Below are 19134 nucleotides of genomic sequence, written 5' to 3'. Positions count from 1 at the left end.
GGGGGGCGTCAAGCGGGGGTCCCCATCCCATTTCCACGGCGCGGTCCCGCCTTGGCGCCGCGGCGGCGCGCCCATATGGTCCGCCGCGCAAGGCAGAAGGGCAGGCACATGCAGGATCTGGCAGGCCGCAAGGTCGCGACGGTCATCGGCGGCAGCGGGTTCATCGGGCGCTATGTCGTCAGCCGCCTCGCCGCGCAGGATTATGTGGTGCGGGTGGTGACGCGCGCCCCCGCGGCCATGCGCTTCCTGACCACGCAGGGCCGGGTGGGCCAGATCGTGCCCCTCGCCGCCGGGCTTGCCGACGAAGCCGCGATGGCGCGCGCCATCGAGGGCGCGCGCGTGGTGGTCAGCCTGGTGGGCATCCTGTTCGAGAAGAAGGCCGGTGATTTCCAGCGCGTGCAGGGTGAGGCGCCGGGGCTGATCGGGCGCCTAGCCGCCGCGGCCGGGGTGGAGCATGTGGTGCATGTCTCGGCCATCGGCGCCGATGCGGCGAGCCCGAGCCTCTACGCGAAAAGCAAGGCCGCCGGCGAGGCCGCGCTCCGGGCCGCCTTCCCGGCCGCGACCATCCTGCGCCCCTCGGTGGTGTTCGGCCCGGAGGATGGCTTCTTCAACCGCTTCGCGCAGATGGCCTCGCTGCTGCCCTTCATGCCGGTGGTGGCGGGCGATACCCGCTTCCAGCCGGTCTTCGTGGGCGATGTGGCGGATGCGGTGATGGCGGCGATCGCCCGGCCCGAGGCGCAGGGGCAGACCTATGAGCTCGGCGGGCCGCGCATCCTCACGATGCGCGAGGTGCTGCGCTTCATCCTGGACACGACCCGGCGGCAGCGGCGGATGGTGGACATGCCAATGGGGCTGATGCGCTTCCAGGCGAAGCTGCTGGAGAAGCTGCCGACCCCGCCGGTGACGCAGGACCAGCTGCTGCTGCTCGGGCGCGACAATGTGGCCGCCGAGGGGATGCCGGGGCTGGCGGCGCTGGGCGTGACGCCGACCTCGATCGAGACGGTGGTGCCTGGCTACCTGACTCGCTACCGGCCGGGTGGCGGCCGGCGCGACATGGGCCGATAGGTCCGAATCGGATATTTCTGGCCGTGCCGAGCCACAAGGCCGGTCAGTCGGGATGAAAAATCCGGCTTATTGGGGCAGCTTCGCTGTCGTTTTTGTGAAAAAGGGACTCGCGCTGCGGGAAAAGCTGCGTTAAGGCGGCGATCCCGGCAGCGTGGTGGGGATCGCGCGACCGGGACGCCTCTGCGACCAGGGAGAGTTCGCCACCATGGCCGACCGCATGCTGCAATTCACGCGCCTCGATCAGCGCAACCCCGAGAAGCGCGCGGCCGATCTGCGTCGCGAGGATTTCGACGAGATCTACAAGGCCTTCGACCCCGTCGCGGCGAAGGACCAGGCCAGCCGCTGCAGCCAGTGCGGCGTGCCCTTCTGCCAGGTGCATTGCCCGCTCAACAACAACATCCCCGACTGGCTGAAGCTGACCGCCGAAGGCCGGCTGGAGGAGGCCTATGAGATCGCCTCCGCCACCAACACCTTCCCCGAGATCTGCGGCCGCATCTGCCCGCAGGACCGGCTCTGCGAGGGCAATTGCGTCATCGAGAAGGGCTTCGGCTCGGTGACCATCGGCTCGGTCGAGAAGTACATCACCGACACGGCCTGGGAGCAGGGCTGGGTCACGCCGCCCAAGCCCAAGCGCGAACTCGCGCAGAGTGTCGGCATCATCGGCGCCGGGCCGGGCGGGCTGGCCGCCGCCGAGCAGCTGCGCAAGCGCGGCTACCAGGTGCATGTCTATGACCGCTACGACCGCGTCGGCGGGCTGATGATCTACGGCATCCCGAACTTCAAGCTGGAGAAGGACGTGGTCCTGCGCCGCTGGAGGCAGTTCGAGGAAGGCGGCATCCATTTCCACCTCAACGTCGCCATCGGCACCGACATCAGCCTCGCCGAGCTGCGCGCGAAGCATGACGCGGTGCTGATCGCCACCGGCGTCTACAAGGCGCGCGACATGGCCGCGCCGGGCATCGGGCTGAATGGCATCGTCCCCGCGCTGGACTACCTCACCGCCTCCAACCGCGCGGGCCTGGGCGAGACCGTGCCCGCGATGGAAAGCGGGCTGATGAACGCCGAGGGCAAGCGCGTTGTGGTGATCGGCGGCGGCGACACGGCGATGGATTGCGTGCGCACCGCCGTGCGCCAGGGCGCGGCTTCCGTCACCTGCCTCTATCGCCGCGACAAGGCGAACATGCCGGGCTCGATGCGCGAAGTGTACAATGCCGAGGAAGAGGGCGTGGTCTTCGAATGGCTCGGCGCGCCCGAGGCCTTCCTGGGCGATACGTCGGTCACCGCCGTGCGCGCGCACCGCATGCATCTCGGCCTGCCGGATGCGACGGGCCGCCAGCAGGTCGCGCCCATCCCGGGCAGCAGCTTCAACCTGCCGGCCGACCTCGTCATCATGGCGCTCGGCTTCGATCCCGAGGATCTGCCTAAGGCCTTCAACGAGCCCGCGCTGCCCGTGACGCGCTGGGGCACGGTGAAGGTGAACCACCGCACCATGATGACCGACCTGCCCGGCGTCTTCGCCGCCGGCGACATCGTGCGCGGCGCCTCGCTCGTCGTGTGGGCGATCCGCGACGGGCGTGACGCGGCGGAACAGATGCACAGCTTCATCCAGCAGAAGACCGCGGCGCTCGCCGTGGCGGCGGAGTGACCAAGATGGACCAGCACATCGAAAGCGGCACCGATTTCGTCGAGGCCTACCGCGCCAACACCGCGACGCTGCAGGACGCCCATCTCGACCTCACCGAACACGATGCCTGCGGTGTGGGGCTCGTCGCCGCGCTGGATGGCAAGGCCTCGCGCAAGGTCGTGCAGGCGGGCATCGATGCGCTGCGCGCCGTGTGGCACCGCGGCGCGGTCGATGCCGATGGCAAGACCGGCGACGGCGCGGGCATCCATATCGAGATCCCGCAGGATTTCTTCGCCGAGGTCGTGCGCCGCGGCGGCGACGAGGTGAAGCCCGGCAAGATCGGCGTGGGCATGGTCTTCCTGCCCAAGACCGATCTCGGCGCGCAGGAGCGCTGCCGCCAGATCGTCGAGAGCGAGATCCTCGCCGCCGGCTACGCCATCTATTCCTGGCGCCAGGTGCCGATCGAGGTCTCCTGCATCGGCGAGAAGGCCAATGCGACCCGCCCGGAGATCGAGCAGATCCTGCTGTGGAACCCGCGCGACGTCAGCGAGGACATCTTCGAGCGCGACCTCTACGTGATCCGCCGCCGGATCGAGAAGCAGGCGATCGCCGCGCAGATCCCCGAGCTCTATCTCTGCTCGCTCTCCTGCCGCTCGATCATCTACAAGGGCATGTTCCTGGCGGAGAGCCTGACGGATTTCTACCCGGACCTGCTGGATGAGCGCTTCGTCAGCCGCTTCGCGATCTACCACCAGCGCTACAGCACCAACACCTTCCCCACCTGGCGCCTCGCCCAGCCCTTCCGCATGCTCGCCCACAACGGCGAGATCAACACGCTGTCGGGCAACGCCAACTGGATGAAGTCGCATGAGACGCGGCTCGCCCACCCGCTGCTCGATCCCTTCATGGACGATGTGAAGCCGATCGTGCAGGCCGGCGGTTCCGACACCGCGACGCTCGACAACGTGTTCGAACTGCTGGTGCGCGGCGGCCGCGACGCGCCCATGGCCAAGGCGATGCTGATTCCGGAATCGCTCGGCAACAACGCCACCATGCCCGAGGCGCATCGCGAATTCTTCCTCTACTGCAACGCGGTGATGGAACCCTGGGACGGCCCGGCGGCGATCGCGGCCACCGACGGCAAGTGGGTGATCGGCGGGCTCGACCGCAACGGCCTGCGCCCGATGCGCTACACCATCACGCGCGACGACATGCTCGTCATCGGTTCCGAGACCGGGATGGTGAAGATCGCCGAGGACATGGTGGTGGCCAAGGGCCGCGTCGGCCCCGGCCAGTGCGTGGGCGTCGAGCTCGCGACCGGCAAGTTCTACACCGACACGGAACTCAAGGACTCACTCTCCGCCCGCAAGCCTTTCGGCGAGTGGACGCGGCGCACCACGCGGATCGACGGCATCGTCAAGGCCGGCGCCGATGAGCAGGCGGAGTGGACCGGCGAGGCACTGCGCCGCCGCCAGCTCGCCGTCGGCTACACGCTCGAGGAGCTGGAGACGATCCTGCACCCGATGGTGGAGGATGCGAACGAGGCCGTAGGCAGCATGGGCGACGACACGCCCGTCGCCGTGCTCTCCAATACCTATCGCGGGCTGCATCACTACTTCCGGCAGTCCTTCAGCCAGGTGACGAACCCGCCCATCGACAGCCTGCGCGAGACGCGCGTGATGTCGCTCAAGACGCGGCTCGGCAATCTCGGGAACATCCTCGATGAGGACCCGACGCAGTGCGACATGCTGATGCTGGACAGCCCCGTGCTGTCCAACGCGGAATTCGCCGCAATGCGCGCCTATATGGGCACCACCGCCTGCGTGGTGGATTGCACCTTCCCCGTCTCCGAGGGCGAAGGCGGGCTGCGCCGCGCCATCGAGCGCATCCGCCGCGAGGCCGAGGAAGGCGTGCGCAGCGGCTGCGCGCATGTCGTCCTGACCGATGAGGGCCAGGGGCCCGAGCGCGCGGTGATCCCGATGATCCTCGCGGTCGGCGGCGTGCACACGCATCTCGTCAAGCACTCGCTGCGCACCTTCACCAGCCTGAACGTGCGCTGCGGCGAGACGATCGACGTGCACTACTTCGCCGTGCTGATCGGCGCGGGGGCCACGACGGTCAACGCCTATCTGGCGCAGGAGAGCATCGCGGACCGGCACCGGCGCGGGCTCTTCCCCAACCAGTCGCTGAAGGATTGCGTCGCCCGCTACAAGAAGGCGGTGGACAAGGGGCTGCTGAAGGTGATGTCCAAGATGGGCATCTCGGTCATCAGCTCCTACCGTGGCGGCATGAACTTCGAAGCCATCGGCCTCTCCCGCGCGCTGGTGGCGGAGTTCTTCCCGGGCGTGCCCTCGCGCATCTCGGGCATCGGCCTGTCGGGCATCGCGCGGCGCGTGCTGGCGATGCATGCCAAGGCCTGGGATACGGATTCGGTGACGCTGCCGGTTGGCGGGCTCTACAAGCTGCGCAAGCGGGGCGAGAACCACGCCTTCGACGGCAACCTCATCCACATGCTGCAGAAGGCCGTCGATCTCGACAGCTACCAGACCTTCAAGCGCTACACCAAGGCGGTGCGCGAGCTGCCGCCCGTGGCGCTGCGCGACCTGCTCGACTTCCGCTTCGAGGGTCGCACGCCGATCCCGATGGAGGAGGTCGAGAGCATCACCGAGATCCGCAAGCGCCTTGTGGCGCCCGGCATCTCGCTCGGCGCGCTGAGCCCCGAGGCGCATGAGACGCTCTCCATCGCCATGAACCGCATCGGCGCGCGCAGCGATTCCGGTGAGGGTGGCGAGGATCCGGCGCGTGCGCGCCCGCGCCGCAACGGCGACAACGCGAACTCCGCCATCAAGCAGATCGCCTCGGGGCGCTTCGGTGTCACCGCCGAATACCTGAACAACTGCAAGGAGATCGAGATCAAGGTCGCCCAGGGTGCCAAGCCCGGCGAGGGCGGGCAGCTGCCCGGCTTCAAGGTGACCGAGCTGATCGCCAAGCTGCGCCACTCCACGCCGGGCGTGATGCTGATCAGCCCGCCGCCGCATCACGACATCTACTCGATCGAGGATCTGGCGCAGCTCATCTACGACCTGAAGCAGATCAACCCCGATGCGACGGTCTGCGTGAAGCTCGTCGCGCGCTCGGGCATCGGCACCATCGCGGCCGGTGTGGCGAAGGCCAAGGCGGATGCGATCCTGATCTCCGGCCATAGCGGCGGCACGGGTGCGAGCCCACAGTCGAGCATCAAATACGCCGGCCTGCCCTGGGAGATGGGGCTGTCCGAGACGCACCAGGTGCTGATGCTCAACCGGCTGCGCCACCGCGTGCGGCTGCGCACTGATGGCGGCATCAAGACCGGGCGCGACGTGGTGATCGCCGCCATGCTGGGTGCGGAGGAATTCGGCATCGGCACGGCCAGCCTCGTCGCCATGGGCTGCATCATGGTGCGGCAGTGCCACTCCAACACCTGCCCCGTCGGCGTGTGCACGCAGGATGAGACGCTGCGCGGCAAGTTCGCCGGCACGCCGGAGAAGGTCATCAACCTCTTCTCCCTGGTGGCGGAGGAAGTGCGTGAGATCCTGGCCTCGCTCGGCATCCGCCGGCTTGAGGACGTGATCGGGCGCACGGATCTGCTCGCCCAGGTCAGCCGCGGTTCGGCGGACCTCGACGACCTCGATCTCAACCCGCTGCTGGTCAAGGCCGATGCCGGCCCGCACAAGCCCTACTGCACGCAGGAAGGCCGCAACGAGGTGCCGGAGACGCTGGACGCCGACATGATCCGCGACGCCGCGGCATTGTTCGAGCGCGGCGAGAAGATGCAGTTGCAGTACAACATCCGCAACACGCATCGCGCCATCGGCACGAAGATCAGCAGCAAGATCGTGCGCAAGTTCGGCATGGAGGGGCTGCAGCGCGGGCATCTCACGGTGCGGCTGCGCGGCAGTGCCGGCCAGTCGCTCGGGGCGTTTGCGGTGCGCGGCCTCAAGCTCGAGGTGATCGGCGACGCCAACGACTATGTCGGCAAGGGCCTGTCGGGCGGCACCATCGTGGTGCGGCCCGCCTATTCCTCGCCGATCGTCTGGAACGAGAACACGATCATCGGCAACACCGTGCTCTACGGCGCCACGGGCGGTGCGCTCTTCGCCGCCGGCCAGGCGGGCGAGCGCTTCGCGGTGCGCAATTCCGGCGCGCTCGCGGTGGTCGAGGGCTGCGGCGCCAATGGCTGCGAATACATGACCGGCGGCTGCGCCGTGATCCTGGGCGCGGTCGGCGACAATTTCGGCGCCGGCTTCACCGGCGGCATGGCCTTCCTTTACGACGCCGACGACAATTTCGAGAAGCGCGTGAACCCCGAGACGCTGCTCTGGCGGCGCCTCGGCGGCTCCTCGCATTGGGAGGAAGTGCTGCGCGAGCACATCGCGCGGCATGTGCAGGAGACGGAGAGCCCCTTCGCCGCCCGCCTGCTCAATGACTGGGCGCAGGAGCGCGGCCGCTTCTGGCATGTCGTGCCGAAGGACTACGCGCGCTACCTCACGCATCCGATGACCGACGCGGCGGCCGTCGCGGCGGAGTGATGCTGCGCCGGCACCTGCCGGCGCTTCTCCTGGCCGGCTGCGGCACCACGCAGGCGGCCGCGCCCGTGCGCGTCACGGGCGGCACCGGCTTGCAGGCGCGCGCCGCGGCGAAGGGGCTTGCCTTCGGCGCAGCCATCACGGCACGCCAATTGGGTGAGCGCGACCTCGTGGCCGCGCTGCGGGCCGATTGCGGGCTGCTCGTGCCGGAATACGAGCAGAAATGGCGCATCATCGAGCCCGAGCGCGGCCGGCGCAGCTTCGCGGGGCCCGACATGATCGCCCGCTTCGCCCGCGAATCCGGCATGGGCCTGCGCGGCCACACGCTGCTCTGGCACGAATCCGAACCCGCCTGGGCGGGCGAACTCACCGCGCCCGCGCTGGCCGAGGCGGCGGATCGGCACGTCGCCGTCACCGTCGCCCATTTCGCGGGTCGCATCACGACCTGGGACGTGCTGAACGAGGCCATCCACATCGCCGATGGAAGGCCCGACTGGCTGCGCCGCACGCGACTGCTGCGCCTGCTCGGGCCCGACTACATCCCGCGCGCCTTCACCCTCGCCCGCGCGGCCGACCCCGCGGCGCGGCTCGCCTATAATGACTATGGCTGCGAGCATGCGACTCTCTATGGCCGGCGCAAGCGGCTTGGCGTGCTGGCGCTGCTGCGCGCGCTGAAGGAATCCGGCGCACCGGTGCAGGTGCTCGGCGTGCAGGGCCATCTCAGCGCGCATCTGCCCTTCGAGGCCAATGAGTGGCGCGATTTCCTGGGCGAGGTCGCTGGCCTCGGCCTGACCATCGAGATCACCGAGCTTGACGTGAATGACCGCGCCTTGCCCGCCGCCCCGGCGGCGCGCGATGCGGCGGTGGCCGATCTCACGCGCCGTTTCCTCGACGCCACGCTCGCCGAGCCCGCGGTGCGCAGCGTCACCGCCTGGGGGCTGAGCGACCGACATTCCTGGATTCGCCGCGGCGTGCTGGCCGAGCACCGGCGGCGCGATTCCGCGCTGGCGCGGCCCCTGCCCTATGATGACGAGATGCGCCGCAAGCCGATGTGGCACGCCATCGCCGCCGCTTTCGATGCGGCACCGGCACGACCGACCGTTTAGGCCGAACCCTCTTGCGCCGCAGCAAGGCGGCGCGGATGATCCAGGCTCGAGCGTCGACCGGCGAGGGCTTCACCACATGACCAGATTCCACTGCGCGCCCATCGTGGCCCGTCCGGTGTGCCGCTGAATGTCCGCGCTGCGGCGGGGCCTTGACGGGCTCTACCTGTTGGGCGGCATCGCGGGCGCGATCGCGCTCGCGGCGATCGGGGCCATCATTGCTGCCCAGGTGGTGGGGCGGCAATTCGGCGTCTCGCTCGATGGCGCCGATGACCTCACGGCCTTCGCCGTGGCGGGCTCAGCCCTGCTGCCTCTGGCCTATGCCTTCCGCGCGGGGGCGCATATCCGCGTCGATCTCCTGATCGGGCACGTGAAGGGCCGCCTGCGCTTCCTGATGGAGGCGGTGGCGCTGACACTCACGGCCGCACTCTGCGCCTTCCTCGCCTATGCGGTCGCTGACCTCGCCTTCGACTCCTGGCAGTTCGAGGATGTGGCGCAGGGCACCGTGCCCTGGCTCCTGTGGATCCCGCAGGCCGCCTGCGCGGCCGGGGCGGCGCTGTTCGCGCTCGCGCTGGTCGATGATCTTGTGGTGCATCTGACTGGCGGCTTGCCCTCCTACCGCCGCGTGGCAGAGCAATCGGCGCTGAACCGCGCCTCCGAGGAACTCTGAGCATGGATCTCGCGCAGACCGAGGCGGGCTTGCTGCTGCTCGGCTTCCTCTTCGTCGTCCTGGCCCTGGGCGTCTGGATCGGGCTCGGCCTGCTGGCCACGGGGCTGGTCGGGCTGATCGCTCTGCCCATGCTCATGCCGGGTATGGCCACCTTTCCGGCCGAGAAGGTGCTGGGCAGCGCGGTCTGGGCCTCGCTGGCAAGCTGGACGCTGGCCGCCCTCCCCCTGTTCATCTGGATGGGCGAGATCCTGTTCCGCACGAAATTGTCGGAGGACATGTTCAAGGGGCTCGCGCCCTGGGTGCAGCGCCTGCCGGGGCGGCTGATGCATGTGAACGTCATCGGCTGCGGGATCTTCGCCGCCGTCTCGGGCAGTTCGGCGGCGACGGCGGCAACCATCGGCAAGATGTCGCTGCCCGCCCTGACCCAGCGCGGCTATCATCAACCGATGGCCATCGGCTCGCTGGCCGGCGCGGGCACGCTCGGGCTGCTGATCCCGCCCTCCATCGTCATGATCGTCTATGGCGTGGCCGCGGAAGTCTCGATCGTGCGGCTGTTCATGGCGGGCATCATCCCGGGCATCCTGCTCATGGTGCTGTTCAGCGGCTACATCGCCGTCTGGTCGCTGCTGAACCCGCATCTGACGCCGCCGCCCGACCCGCCCATGCCGCTGCGTGAGAAGCTGCGCGCCAGCGGGCAGTTGTTCCCGGTGGTTCTGCTGATCGCCTTCGTCATGGGCAGCATCTATTTCGGGTGGGCAACCGCCACCGAGGCCGCCGTGTTCGGCGTGGTCGGCGCGCTGGCGCTCTCCGCCTGGGGGGGCACGCTCAACCGGGAATCGTTCGTCGCGAGCCTGATGGGCGCGGTGCGGCTGTCCTGCATGATCAACCTGATCCTGGCGGGCGCGGCCTTCCTGACCAAGGCGATGGCCTATTCCGGCATCCCGGCCGCGATGGCGACCTGGGTGGGCAGCCAGGGCTTCAGCCCCTTCATGATCATCTTCGTGCTGACGCTGATCTACCTCGTGCTTGGCTGCTTCATCGATGGCATCAGCATGATCGTGCTCACTGCATCGGTCGTGCTGCCGATCATCGCGGCCACCGGCTTCGACCTGATCTGGTTCGGCATCTTCATCGTGCTGGTGGTGGAACTCGCGCAGATCACCCCGCCCGTGGGGTTCAACCTCTTTGTCCTACAAGGGTTGACGGGCAAGGGCATGATGACGGTGGCGCGCAACACCCTGCCCTTCTTCTTCCTGATGCTCGTCGCCGTCGCCTTGGTGACGGTCTTCCCGGGTCTGATCACCTGGCTGCCCAATACGATGATGGGCGGCTGATCGGCCCGCAAGCGGCCCTCCGCGCGGGCGTCAGCCCGGGATTTGCCTCCCGCGCGGGCCTTAGCCCGCGACCGTGATCACCCCCGCCCCCACCAGCGCCGCGACCCGCGCGGCGATGGCGGGGCCCGCCTGGGGGTCGAGGCCCAGCATCCGCACCACCCCGGCGGCGAGTTCCTCCTCGGTCACCACCGGCACGGCGGCGAGCAGCGCGCGGGCGGCGGCCTCGACCTCGGCCGGGGCGACCATGGCGGCGCGGCGCAGATGCACCCCCGCCGCACGGCGGTCGCGCGCGAGCACCGCGGGCGCCTCCTCGCTGGTCCAGAAGCCGCCCTGCTCGACCACGCCATGCAACTGCGCGGCCAGGCGCAACGCCTGCTGCAGCGCGGCGCGCTCGGCCGCTTCCAGCCTTTCGCGGCCCCAGAGCAGCCGCGCGCGCTCCAGCACCGCATCACCATGCACGGGCTGCTCGATGCGGATGATCTCGGCGAGCAGCCCGCCAAGCTGGGCGAAGCCGGCCTCCGGGATCGGCGTGTCGCGCGGCACCTCGGGCGTGGCCTCGACATAGGGCGTGGCGAGGCCCGGATCGGCCCCCGCCGTGCTGGGCGCCGCCGCTTCCTCGGGCGCGGCCCCCAGGGCGGCGCGCAGCCGCGCGCGCTCGGCCTCGGGCCGGGCCAGCCAGGCGAGCGACCAGGCGCGGTGCAGCTTCCAGCCCATCATGCCCAGCGCGGCGGGGCGGCCGCGCTCGCGGTCGCGCGCGGCGCGGACCGAGGCCCAGTCGCCGGCATCGGCCTCCACGCCCAGGGTGAAGACGCCCTCGCGCCGCGCCGCGACATCGAGGAACAGGCCCGAGGTGCCGACGCGCGCCACGGGTTCATAGCCCGCCGCCTGCATCTCGGCCGCGATGGCCCGCGCGAGCGGGGCGGAGGCGACCTCGCCGGTTGCGCGCTGCGATTCATGCCCGGCGGCGAAGCGGAGGAAGGTCTTGAGCGCCGCCACGCCGCGCCCGCTCGCGCGCTCGAGGTCGATGTCGTCCGCGGTGAGGCCCGAGAAGACCACGCAGCGCTTCTTCGCGCGCGTGATCAGCACGTTCAGCCGCCGCTCCCCGCCATCGGCCGAGAGCGGGCCGAAGCGCATGGCGAGCTTGCCATCGGCGCCGCGCGCATAGCCGACACTGATGAAGATCGCGTCGCGCTCATCGCCCTGCACATTCTCCAGGTTCTTCACGAAGAAGGGCTCATGCGGGTGGGCGACGAAGAAGGCATCGGTGGCGGGCTTCTCGCGCCGCAGCTTCTCGATCGCGTCCAGGATCGCGTCGCGCTGGCGGATGGAAAACGCCGCGACGCCCAGCGTATCGCCCGGCGCGGCCTCGGCATGGGCCAGCACGGCGGCGGCCACGGCCTCGGCCTCCGGCAGGTTCACCCCCGCCCCCGCCTGCCAGACGCCCTCCACCCGCACCAGCGAAAGGCCGAGCGTGGCCGAGCGCGCCCGCGCGGCGGGCAGGATCATCAGCTGGTTGTTGTAGAATTCGGCGTTGGAGGTGGCGATCAGGCTCTCGTGCCGGCTGCGGTAGTGCCAGCGCAGCATCACATTGGGCACGCCGCGCGCATTGGCGAGGCCGAGGATGCTCTCGACTTCCCGCGCGCCGACGCTGGCCTCGGCCTCTTCCTCCGGCGCGTCCTCCTCCTCGCTGGTCATGCGCTGGAAGAAGCGGGTGGGCGGCATCTGCTTGTCGTCGCCCACCACCACCATCTGGCGGCAGCGCGCGATGGCGCCCAGCGCATCCACCGGCTCGACCTGGGAGGCCTCGTCGATCACCAGCAGGTCGAAGGTGAAGCCGGGTCGCAGCCCATGCGGCGGGGCAAGGAATTGCGCGACCGAGAGCGGCGACATCATGAAGACCGGCTTGGCCGCCTGGATCGCCGGGCCGGCGCGCAGCAGCAATTCGCGCACCGGCTGGTGGCCGCGCTTGCGTTCGAACTCGCCCTTCAGGAAGTCATAGCCCGGCAGGCCGGCGCGCACCCGGGCCAGGGCGGCGGCATGGGCGTGCTGCGCCTCGGCCTTGGCCAAGGCGAGGCGCGCGCGATCGGCCTCGATGAACTCCGCCACCAGCCGGTCGAAGCCCGCGCCGTCGAAGGCGGCGAGTTCCGGGCGGGCGCGCATCGCGGCCTTCAGCAGCGCCTCTTCCAGCGCATGCTCGAAGGCCGGCAGCGCGGCCTCGGGCGCGAGGCTGCCGGCGGCGAGGCGCTGCACAAGGGGCGTGAGCTCCTCCCCCGCTGCAGCAACGGCACGCCGCCAGCCGAGCCAGCTCGGCAGGCTCTCGGGCTGGCCGGCCCAATCGCCGAGCCGCGCGGCGAGATCGGCGAAGGACAGGTCGGCAAGCTCGGGCTCGGGCGCCGTCTCGGCCATCCACTCGGCATGGGCGGCACTGGCGGCCGCCACCGGGGCCGGGTCGATCGCCGGCAGCCCGGCGGCGAGGGCGGCGGCGGCCTCGGCCCCGTGCTGGGCGCGCCACTGCACCAAGGCGAGCATCGCGCCCGGATTGTCCCGCAGCGTGCCGAAGGGGGTGAGGTCGCCCTGGCGCAGCGCCTGGTCGGCGGCCTGGGCGGCGAGGGCGGCGTCGAGGGCGGCGAGCGGCTCCGTCCCCCCCGCCACGACGCGCGCGGCGGTGGCCTTGGCGGCACGCTGCGTGCCGGAGAGGAAGCCGAAGATGCCCCCGCCCGCCGCCAGGGCGGCACGCGCCTCGGCCAGGCCGGGCACCTCCCAGGCCTTGGGCAGCAGGCGCGGGTCGCGCGCGGCGTGGGCCAGCGTCATCGCCGCCTCGGCCAAGGCGCGGAGCGGCGCGGGGTCGCCAGCCCAGGCGGGATGGGCCATCGCCGCCCGGTCATGCGCCGGCGCGGCGGCCACGGCGCGGGACAGGGCGAGCAGCGCGGCCGCCCCCGCCGCGCCGGGGCCAGCGCGGCCCAGCGCCTGGGCGGCCGGGGCCAGGGCGCGGGCGCCGGCGGCGAGGCTGCGGATCAGCGCCGGCAGCCGGGCGAGCAGGCGTTCCTGCGCCAGGGGCGAGAGATCCGCCCCCACGCCGCGCCAGGCGCTGGCGGGCCCGCCCTCGGCGGCGCGGGCGGCGAGTTCGCGTACCGCATCGCGCGCGGCCTCGATCCGCGCCGCGCTCCAGGCGCCGGCGGGCAGGGTGAAGTCGGGCGGGGCGGCGCCCTCCAGGCGGCGACCCACCAGGGCGCCGACCACGCGGTGCAGCGGCTGTCCGCTCTCGGCCACCGGCGCTTCCATGGCGCGGGCATGGCCGTTGAGCCGGCCGCGCAGGGCGCCCAGCCGCTTGATCAGCGCCTCGCGCTCCGGCCGGGGCACCGGCGGCATGGCCAGGGTGGCGCGCAATTCGTCCAGCACGGCGCGCTTCGACTGCTTCTCGCTGTGCAGTTCCAGGCAGGCCGCGCCGAGGCCGATGGCGCCCAGGCGGCGCTGCACCACCTCCAGCGCCGCCAGCTTCTCCGCCACGAAGAGCACGCTGCGGCCATCCAGCACCGCCTGGGCGATCAGGGTGGTGATGACCTGGCTCTTGCCCGTCCCGGGCGGACCCTGGATCACCACATGCCCGCCCCGGCGGACCGATTCCGCGGCCAGCGCTTGGCTGCCGTCGCAATCCATCACATGGTCGAGCCGCTCGACCGGGATCGCCTCATCCACATCGGCGTCGAGCGCGAAGGGGGCGGGGCTGTCCAGCCGCGCCCCACCCACCAGCGCCTGCACCAGCGGGTGGGTGAGCAGGCCGGGGTTGGTCGCGGGGTCGAGATCCCGCCACATCAGGAATTTCTGGAAGCTGAACAGCCCGACCGCCAGGCCATCCGCATCCGCCCGCCAGCCCGGCTGGCCGCCCAGCGCCGCCTGCACGGCATCCGCCCAGGCGGTGGGGTCGTAGGATTCGGCGTCGAAGGGCGGCAAGGTGAGGCGGAACTCGCTGGCGAGCTTCTCGCGCAGCGAGAGGTTCTCCTGCACCTCCAGGCCCAGGGCGCGCAGGCGGAAGCTCTGCGACACGCCCTCGCGCTCCAGCGTCACCGGCAGCAGCGCAAGCGGGGCAAGGCGCTCGGTCTCGGGCGTCGCGGGGTCGCGCCAGGACAGCGTGCCGATGGCGAGCGAGAGGGTGGCGACACCCGTTTCCTCCCGCGCCGTGCGGGCATCCTGCATCAGGTCGCGCAGGCGGCGGGCGAGCTCGGCGGGCGGCAGCTGCACGCGCAGCCGCGTGTCGCGCCGGGCTTCCTCCGGGCTCTGGTCGGCCTTCGCGGTGGCGATGCCCTCGGCCTTGGCGGAGCGCCGGCCGCCGCGCCGCGCCTTGCCCGGCGGCGCCGTGGACGCGGTATCGTCCGCCGCCGGCGCCTCGCCGGCGGCCTCGAAGCTGAAGGCACGGCCGGCCAGCAGCTCGGCCAGGACGAAATCCGCATCCTCATCCTGCAGCAGCACCACGCCGCGCGACCGCCCCGGCCGGGGCAGAGCAAGCAGGCGGTTGCGGGTGGAGAGGTCGAGCAGGCCGCGCCGGGCTTCCTCGAGCCGCGCGGCGAGGGAAGCACTCATGCGCGCTCAGCCGGCAGGGGTGATGCCAAGGGTGCGCAGGATTCGAAGTTCCTCCAGGTCATGCTCGCGTTCCAGCCCATGCAGCAATTCGTCGTCCAGATGGCCCGCCTGGTGGTGCGCGAGAAGGGCGGCATGGGCGGCGCGCAGCGCGGCGAGGCGAATTCGCATCCGTGCCTCCAGCTCCGCATGGCCCGTCCCGCCGGCGACCGCCTGGAAGACGCGGGATTTGTCGGCGTATTCGCCCAGCAGGTCGCGCGCCACGGCGCCTTCCAGCAGATCCTCCGCCCGGCGCGCGATCTCGGCATGGGCGGCGGCGGCGATGTGGCGGCGCACCTCCGCCTCCTCGCTCGCCATGCCGCGCGGGCGGGGTTCCTCCACCTTCATCCGACGGATCACCCATTCCAGCGTCGTGCCCTGCACCACCAGTGTGGCCAGGATGGCGCAGAAGGCGAGGAAGACCAGCAGGTCGCGCTCCGGAAAGTCGAGCGGCAGGGCAAGGGCGGCGGCGAGCGAGACCACCCCGCGCATTCCCGCCCAGGAGATCACCACGAGATGCCCCAGGGGCGGCATCGGGTCCGTGCGCCGCACGGCCGGGATCAGCCGCGGCAGCCAGCTCGCCGGGAAGACCCAGACGAAGCGGCTCACGATCAGCACCGCCGAGACCGCCAGCGCCAGCAGCACAAGCTCGGCGACGCCGCGCTCACCCAGCCGGGCGAGGATGTCGCGCAGCTGCAGCCCGACCATCAGGAACACGAGGCTGGTCAGCACGAATTCGCTGAACTCCCAGACGGTGCGCGCGGCGATGCGCGTCTCGGGCGTCAGGGTACGGTGCTGCAACTGGCCGAGCAGCAGGCCGGTGGTGACCACCGCCAGCACGCCCGAGAGATGGAAGAACTCGGCCGCGAAGAAGCTGGCGAAGCAGGCGATGAAGCTCGCCGCCGTCACCAGCAGCGCATCACGCAGGCGCGGGAATACCCAGTTCGCCACCCAGCCCACCGCGAAGCCCATGGCGATGCCGCCCGCCGCCACCAGGGCGAAGCTGCCGGCGACATCCTCGAAGCTGATGCCGCCTGCCGCCACCGCCAGGATCGCGAAGCGGTAGAGCACCAGCGCCGTAGCGTCGTTCACCAGGCTCTCGCCTTCCAGCACCGTGACGATGCGGCGCGGGATGCGCAGGCGCGACAGCACGGCGGCGGCAGCCACCGCATCCGGCGGGGCGACGATCGCCCCCAGCGCCACGGCCGCCGCCCAGGGCAGGCCCGGGACCAGCAGCTTCACCACCACCGCGATGCACACCGCCGTGAACAGCACCGCGCCCACCGCCAGCAGCAGGATCGGGCGCAGATTGGCGCGGAAGGCCCGCCAATCGGTGCGCCAGGCGCTGGCCTGGAGCAGCGGCGGCAGGAAGAAGGCCAGCGCGATCTGCGGGTCGAGCGTCACGCTCGGCAGGCCGGGCACGAAGGCCAACGCCATGCCGCCCAGCACCAGGATCACCGCATAGGGCAGGTTCAGCCGCCGCGCGAGCAGCGCGAAGCCGATGCAGGCGGCGATGAGGGCCAGGACGGCCTCGACTATCTCCATGCGCGGCCTTCCCTGCGCGGATTCCCATGCCGGCAAGGATAGGCCGGAAGGCGCACCGCGTGGAACCGGCCTATTTCCGCCGAGTCAGGGCAAGGGCCAGCACGATGGCCGCGATGATGACGGTGGCGACCATGCCCTCGATCACCGCGAAGTTCGGCGCGTCGCGCGCGACGAACAGCGCGGTGATGGCGCCCGCCGCGAGCAGGAGGAGTCGGATCAGCCAGGCCATGCGCTCATCCCCAGAAGCCCGCCCATCTTCGGCCCGCTCGCGGCGCGGTCAATGGCTGAAGCGCGTGGTCCCGCCATCGACATGGATCACCTGCCCCGTGATGTAGCGCGCCCGCGGCGAGCAGAGGAAGGTGACCAGCACGCCCAGATCCTCGGGCTCGCCGATGAAGCCCACCGGCACCTCCTTCGCCGCCCATTCCTGGCGCGCGGCCTCGCTGGTCAGGATGCGCGCGTCGATCTGCTCGCTGCGCAGCCGGCCGGGGGGCACGCTGTTCACCGTGATGCCGTCCGGCCCCAGCACGCGCGACAGCGCCTTGGCCCAGATATGCACGGCCCCGTTCGGCGCATTGGCGGCGTTGACGATGTGCGGTTCGTCCGAGCCGGTGATGTTGACGATGCGGCCCCATTTGTTGGCGCGCATGGCGGGGACGAAGGCGTGGGTCATGCGACGGCCGGCATGGAAGTTGATCTCCATGCTCTCCATCCAGACCTCATCGGGGCCGAGATCGGTCTGGGGCCGGCTGCCGCCGGCATTGTTCACCAGGATGTCGCAGCGGCCGAAGCGGCCGAGCACCGCGTCGCGCGTGCGCTCCGCCGCGCCGGGGGAGAGGAAATCCTCGACCACGATCAGCGGCTCGGCGCTGGCCGGCAATTCGGCGGCGAGGCTTTCCAGCAGCGGCCGGCGGCGGGCGAGCAGGGCAAGGCGGCAGCCTTCGGCCGCCAGCAGCTTCGCGATGGTGCGGCCAAGCCCGGCCGAGGCGCCGGTGACCAGCGCCACCTTGCCCGTCAATTGCAGATCCATGCGTTTGTCTCCCCCAAATGGAAAGGGCCGCCCCTGGCGGGACGGCCCCTTTTTTTCGTCGTGATGGCGAAGGCTTCAGCCGCCTTCGGCCAGCGCGGCGTTCTTCTTGCTGCGCAGCGCGGGCAGGGCCATGGCCAGCAGCGCGATCGCGGCGATGCCGAGCATGGTGGCCGAGATCGGCCGCTCGATGAACACCATCGGGTCGCCGCGCGAGAGCAGCATGGCGCGGCGCAGATGCTCTTCCATCATCGGCCCCAGCACGAAGCCGATCAGCAGCGGCGCGCCTTCCAGCTTCAGCTTCGAGCAGAGGTAGCCGAACACGCCGAACACCACCGTCAGGTAGACGTCGAAGACGTTGTTGTTCAGCGAATAGACGCCGATGGCGCAGAACACGAGGATCGAGGGGTAGAGGAAGCGGTAGGGCACTTCCAGCAGCTTCACCCACATGCCGATCATCGGCAGGTTGATGACCAGCAGCATCACGTTGCCGACCCACATGGAGGCGATGAGGCCCCAGAACAGGTCGGGCTGCGCTTCGACCATGCGCGGGCCCGGCTGGATGCCCTGGATGATCAGCGCGCCGACCATCAGCGCCATCACGGCGTTGGCCGGGATGCCGAGCGTGAGCAGCGGGATGAAGCTCGACTGCGCGGCGGCGTTGTTGGCCGCTTCCGGCCCCGCCACGCCCTCGATCGCGCCGGTGCCGAATTCATGCCGGTGCGTCGAGATCTTCCGCTCCATCATGTAGGAACCGAAGGAGGAGAGCGCGGCGCCGCCGCCGGGCAGGATGCCCAGCACCGTGCCCAGCACCGTGCCGCGGAGCGTGGAGGGAACGGCGCGGCGGAATTCCTCGCGCGTCAGGAACAGGCTGCCGACCTTGTGGGTCAGCACGTTGCGGCTTTCCGGGCGCTCCAGGTTCAGCACGATCTCGGCGATGCCGAACATGCCCATGGCGATGGCGACGAAGCCGATGCCGTCCGATAGTTCCGGCACGCCGAAGGTGAAGCGCTGCTGGCCGGTCTGCACGTCGGTGCCGACCAGGCCGAGGCCCACGCCCAGCACCACCATGCCGATGCCCTTGATCACCGAGCCCTGCGCCAGCACGGCCGAGATGACCAGACCGAGGAACATCAGCGAGAAGTAATCCGCCGGGCCGAAGGAGAGCGCGACGGAGGTCAGCAGCGGGCCCGAGGCCGCCACCACGATGGTCGCCACCGTGCCGGCGAAGAAGCTGGCGAGCGCGGCGGTGGCCAGCGCAGCACCTGCCCGGCCCTTGCGGGCCATCTTGTAGCCCTCGAGCACGGTCACGACCGAACTGACCTCGCCGGGCAGGTTCAGCAGGATCGCCGTGGTCGAGCCGCCGTACTGCGCGCCGTAGTAGATGCCGGCGAGCATGATGATGGCGGTGGTCGGGCTCATGCCGAAGGTGATCGGCAGGAGCAGGGAGATGGTGGCCACCGGGCCGATGCCCGGCAGCACGCCGATGGCCGTGCCGATGAACGCACCCAGCAGGGCGAAGATGAGGTTGTCCAGCGTCAGCGCGACGCCGAAGCCGAGGATCAGGTTGCTGACAAGGGTTTCCAT

11 protein-coding genes are annotated in these 19134 nt (G+C 70.7%); 6 read left to right on the top strand and 5 right to left on the bottom strand.

What is annotated here, in order from left to right:
• Positions 1 to 108 precede the first annotated feature (108 nt).
• The 6 genes from AC2D9U_RS12625 to AC2D9U_RS12600 all read left to right on the top strand — a co-directional run bounded on the left by AC2D9U_RS12625 (position 109) and on the right by AC2D9U_RS12600 (position 10361).
• Positions 109 to 1065 carry a complex I NDUFA9 subunit family protein gene (locus tag AC2D9U_RS12625; protein ID WP_484749426.1) on the top strand — a complete coding sequence of 319 codons (957 nt, stop codon included), beginning with the start codon at positions 109 to 111 and terminating at the stop codon, positions 1063 to 1065.
• 205 nt (positions 1066 to 1270) lie between these two features.
• Entirely contained in the window at positions 1271 to 2710 is a 1440-nt protein-coding gene (locus tag AC2D9U_RS12620) for an NAD(P)-dependent oxidoreductase (protein ID WP_484749424.1), read from the top strand.
• Between the two features lie 5 nt (positions 2711 to 2715).
• Positions 2716 to 7257, top strand: a complete 4542-nt coding sequence (gene gltB / locus AC2D9U_RS12615; RefSeq protein WP_484749423.1) for a glutamate synthase large subunit — start codon at positions 2716 to 2718, stop codon at positions 7255 to 7257.
• Entirely contained in the window at positions 7257 to 8360 is a 1104-nt protein-coding gene (locus tag AC2D9U_RS12610; protein WP_484749421.1) for an endo-1,4-beta-xylanase, read from the top strand. The genes gltB and AC2D9U_RS12610 overlap by 1 nt, the downstream gene beginning before the upstream one ends.
• 127 nt (positions 8361 to 8487) lie before the next feature.
• Positions 8488 to 9027, top strand: coding sequence for a TRAP transporter small permease (locus AC2D9U_RS12605; protein ID WP_484749420.1), 540 nt, complete (start codon positions 8488 to 8490; stop codon positions 9025 to 9027).
• A gap of 2 nt (positions 9028 to 9029) precedes the next feature.
• A complete protein-coding gene (locus tag AC2D9U_RS12600; RefSeq protein WP_484749418.1) occupies positions 9030 to 10361 on the top strand; it encodes a TRAP transporter large permease in 1332 nt (443 codons plus the stop codon).
• Positions 10362 to 10421: 60 nt separating this feature from the next.
• On the opposite strand, the gene AC2D9U_RS12595 is transcribed toward AC2D9U_RS12600, so the two are convergent.
• The 5 genes from AC2D9U_RS12595 to AC2D9U_RS12575 form a co-directional block, all read right to left on the bottom strand.
• Complete coding sequence (locus AC2D9U_RS12595; protein WP_484749417.1) at positions 10422 to 14939, bottom strand: DUF4011 domain-containing protein; 4518 nt, start codon at positions 14937 to 14939, stop codon at positions 10422 to 10424.
• A 6-nt stretch (positions 14940 to 14945) separates the two neighbouring features.
• Entirely contained in the window at positions 14946 to 16520 is a 1575-nt protein-coding gene (locus AC2D9U_RS12590; RefSeq protein ID WP_484749416.1) for a Na+/H+ antiporter, read from the bottom strand.
• A 70-nt stretch (positions 16521 to 16590) separates the two neighbouring features.
• A complete protein-coding gene (locus AC2D9U_RS12585; protein ID WP_484749414.1) occupies positions 16591 to 16749 on the bottom strand; it encodes a hypothetical protein in 159 nt (52 codons plus the stop codon).
• Positions 16750 to 16797: 48 nt separating this feature from the next.
• On the bottom strand, positions 16798 to 17550 hold the full coding sequence (locus AC2D9U_RS12580) for an SDR family NAD(P)-dependent oxidoreductase (RefSeq protein WP_484749413.1): 753 nt from the start codon (positions 17548 to 17550) through the stop codon (positions 16798 to 16800).
• Positions 17551 to 17625: 75 nt separating this feature from the next.
• A complete protein-coding gene (locus AC2D9U_RS12575) occupies positions 17626 to 19134 on the bottom strand; it encodes a tripartite tricarboxylate transporter permease (RefSeq protein WP_484749411.1) in 1509 nt (502 codons plus the stop codon).

The organism is Roseomonas sp. TF40 (assembly GCF_057219975.1).
The sequence above is the reverse complement of the archived record's forward strand: the minus strand, read 5'-3'. Positions and strand labels throughout refer to the sequence as shown.

Coding starts and splice junctions, on each gene's coding strand:
- AC2D9U_RS12625 (WP_484749426.1), top strand. CDS start 109: ATGCAGGATCTGGCAGGCCGCAAGGTCGCGACGGTCATCGGCGGCAGC.
- AC2D9U_RS12620 (WP_484749424.1), top strand. CDS start 1,271: ATGGCCGACCGCATGCTGCAATTCACGCGCCTCGATCAGCGCAACCCC.
- gltB (WP_484749423.1), top strand. CDS start 2,716: ATGGACCAGCACATCGAAAGCGGCACCGATTTCGTCGAGGCCTACCGC.
- AC2D9U_RS12610 (WP_484749421.1), top strand. CDS start 7,257: ATGCTGCGCCGGCACCTGCCGGCGCTTCTCCTGGCCGGCTGCGGCACC.
- AC2D9U_RS12605 (WP_484749420.1), top strand. CDS start 8,488: ATGTCCGCGCTGCGGCGGGGCCTTGACGGGCTCTACCTGTTGGGCGGC.
- AC2D9U_RS12600 (WP_484749418.1), top strand. CDS start 9,030: ATGGATCTCGCGCAGACCGAGGCGGGCTTGCTGCTGCTCGGCTTCCTC.
- AC2D9U_RS12595 (WP_484749417.1), bottom strand. CDS start 14,939: ATGAGTGCTTCCCTCGCCGCGCGGCTCGAGGAAGCCCGGCGCGGCCTG.
- AC2D9U_RS12590 (WP_484749416.1), bottom strand. CDS start 16,520: ATGGAGATAGTCGAGGCCGTCCTGGCCCTCATCGCCGCCTGCATCGGC.
- AC2D9U_RS12585 (WP_484749414.1), bottom strand. CDS start 16,749: ATGGCCTGGCTGATCCGACTCCTCCTGCTCGCGGCGGGCGCCATCACC.
- AC2D9U_RS12580 (WP_484749413.1), bottom strand. CDS start 17,550: ATGGATCTGCAATTGACGGGCAAGGTGGCGCTGGTCACCGGCGCCTCG.
- AC2D9U_RS12575 (WP_484749411.1), bottom strand. CDS start 19,134: ATGGAAACCCTTGTCAGCAACCTGATCCTCGGCTTCGGCGTCGCGCTG.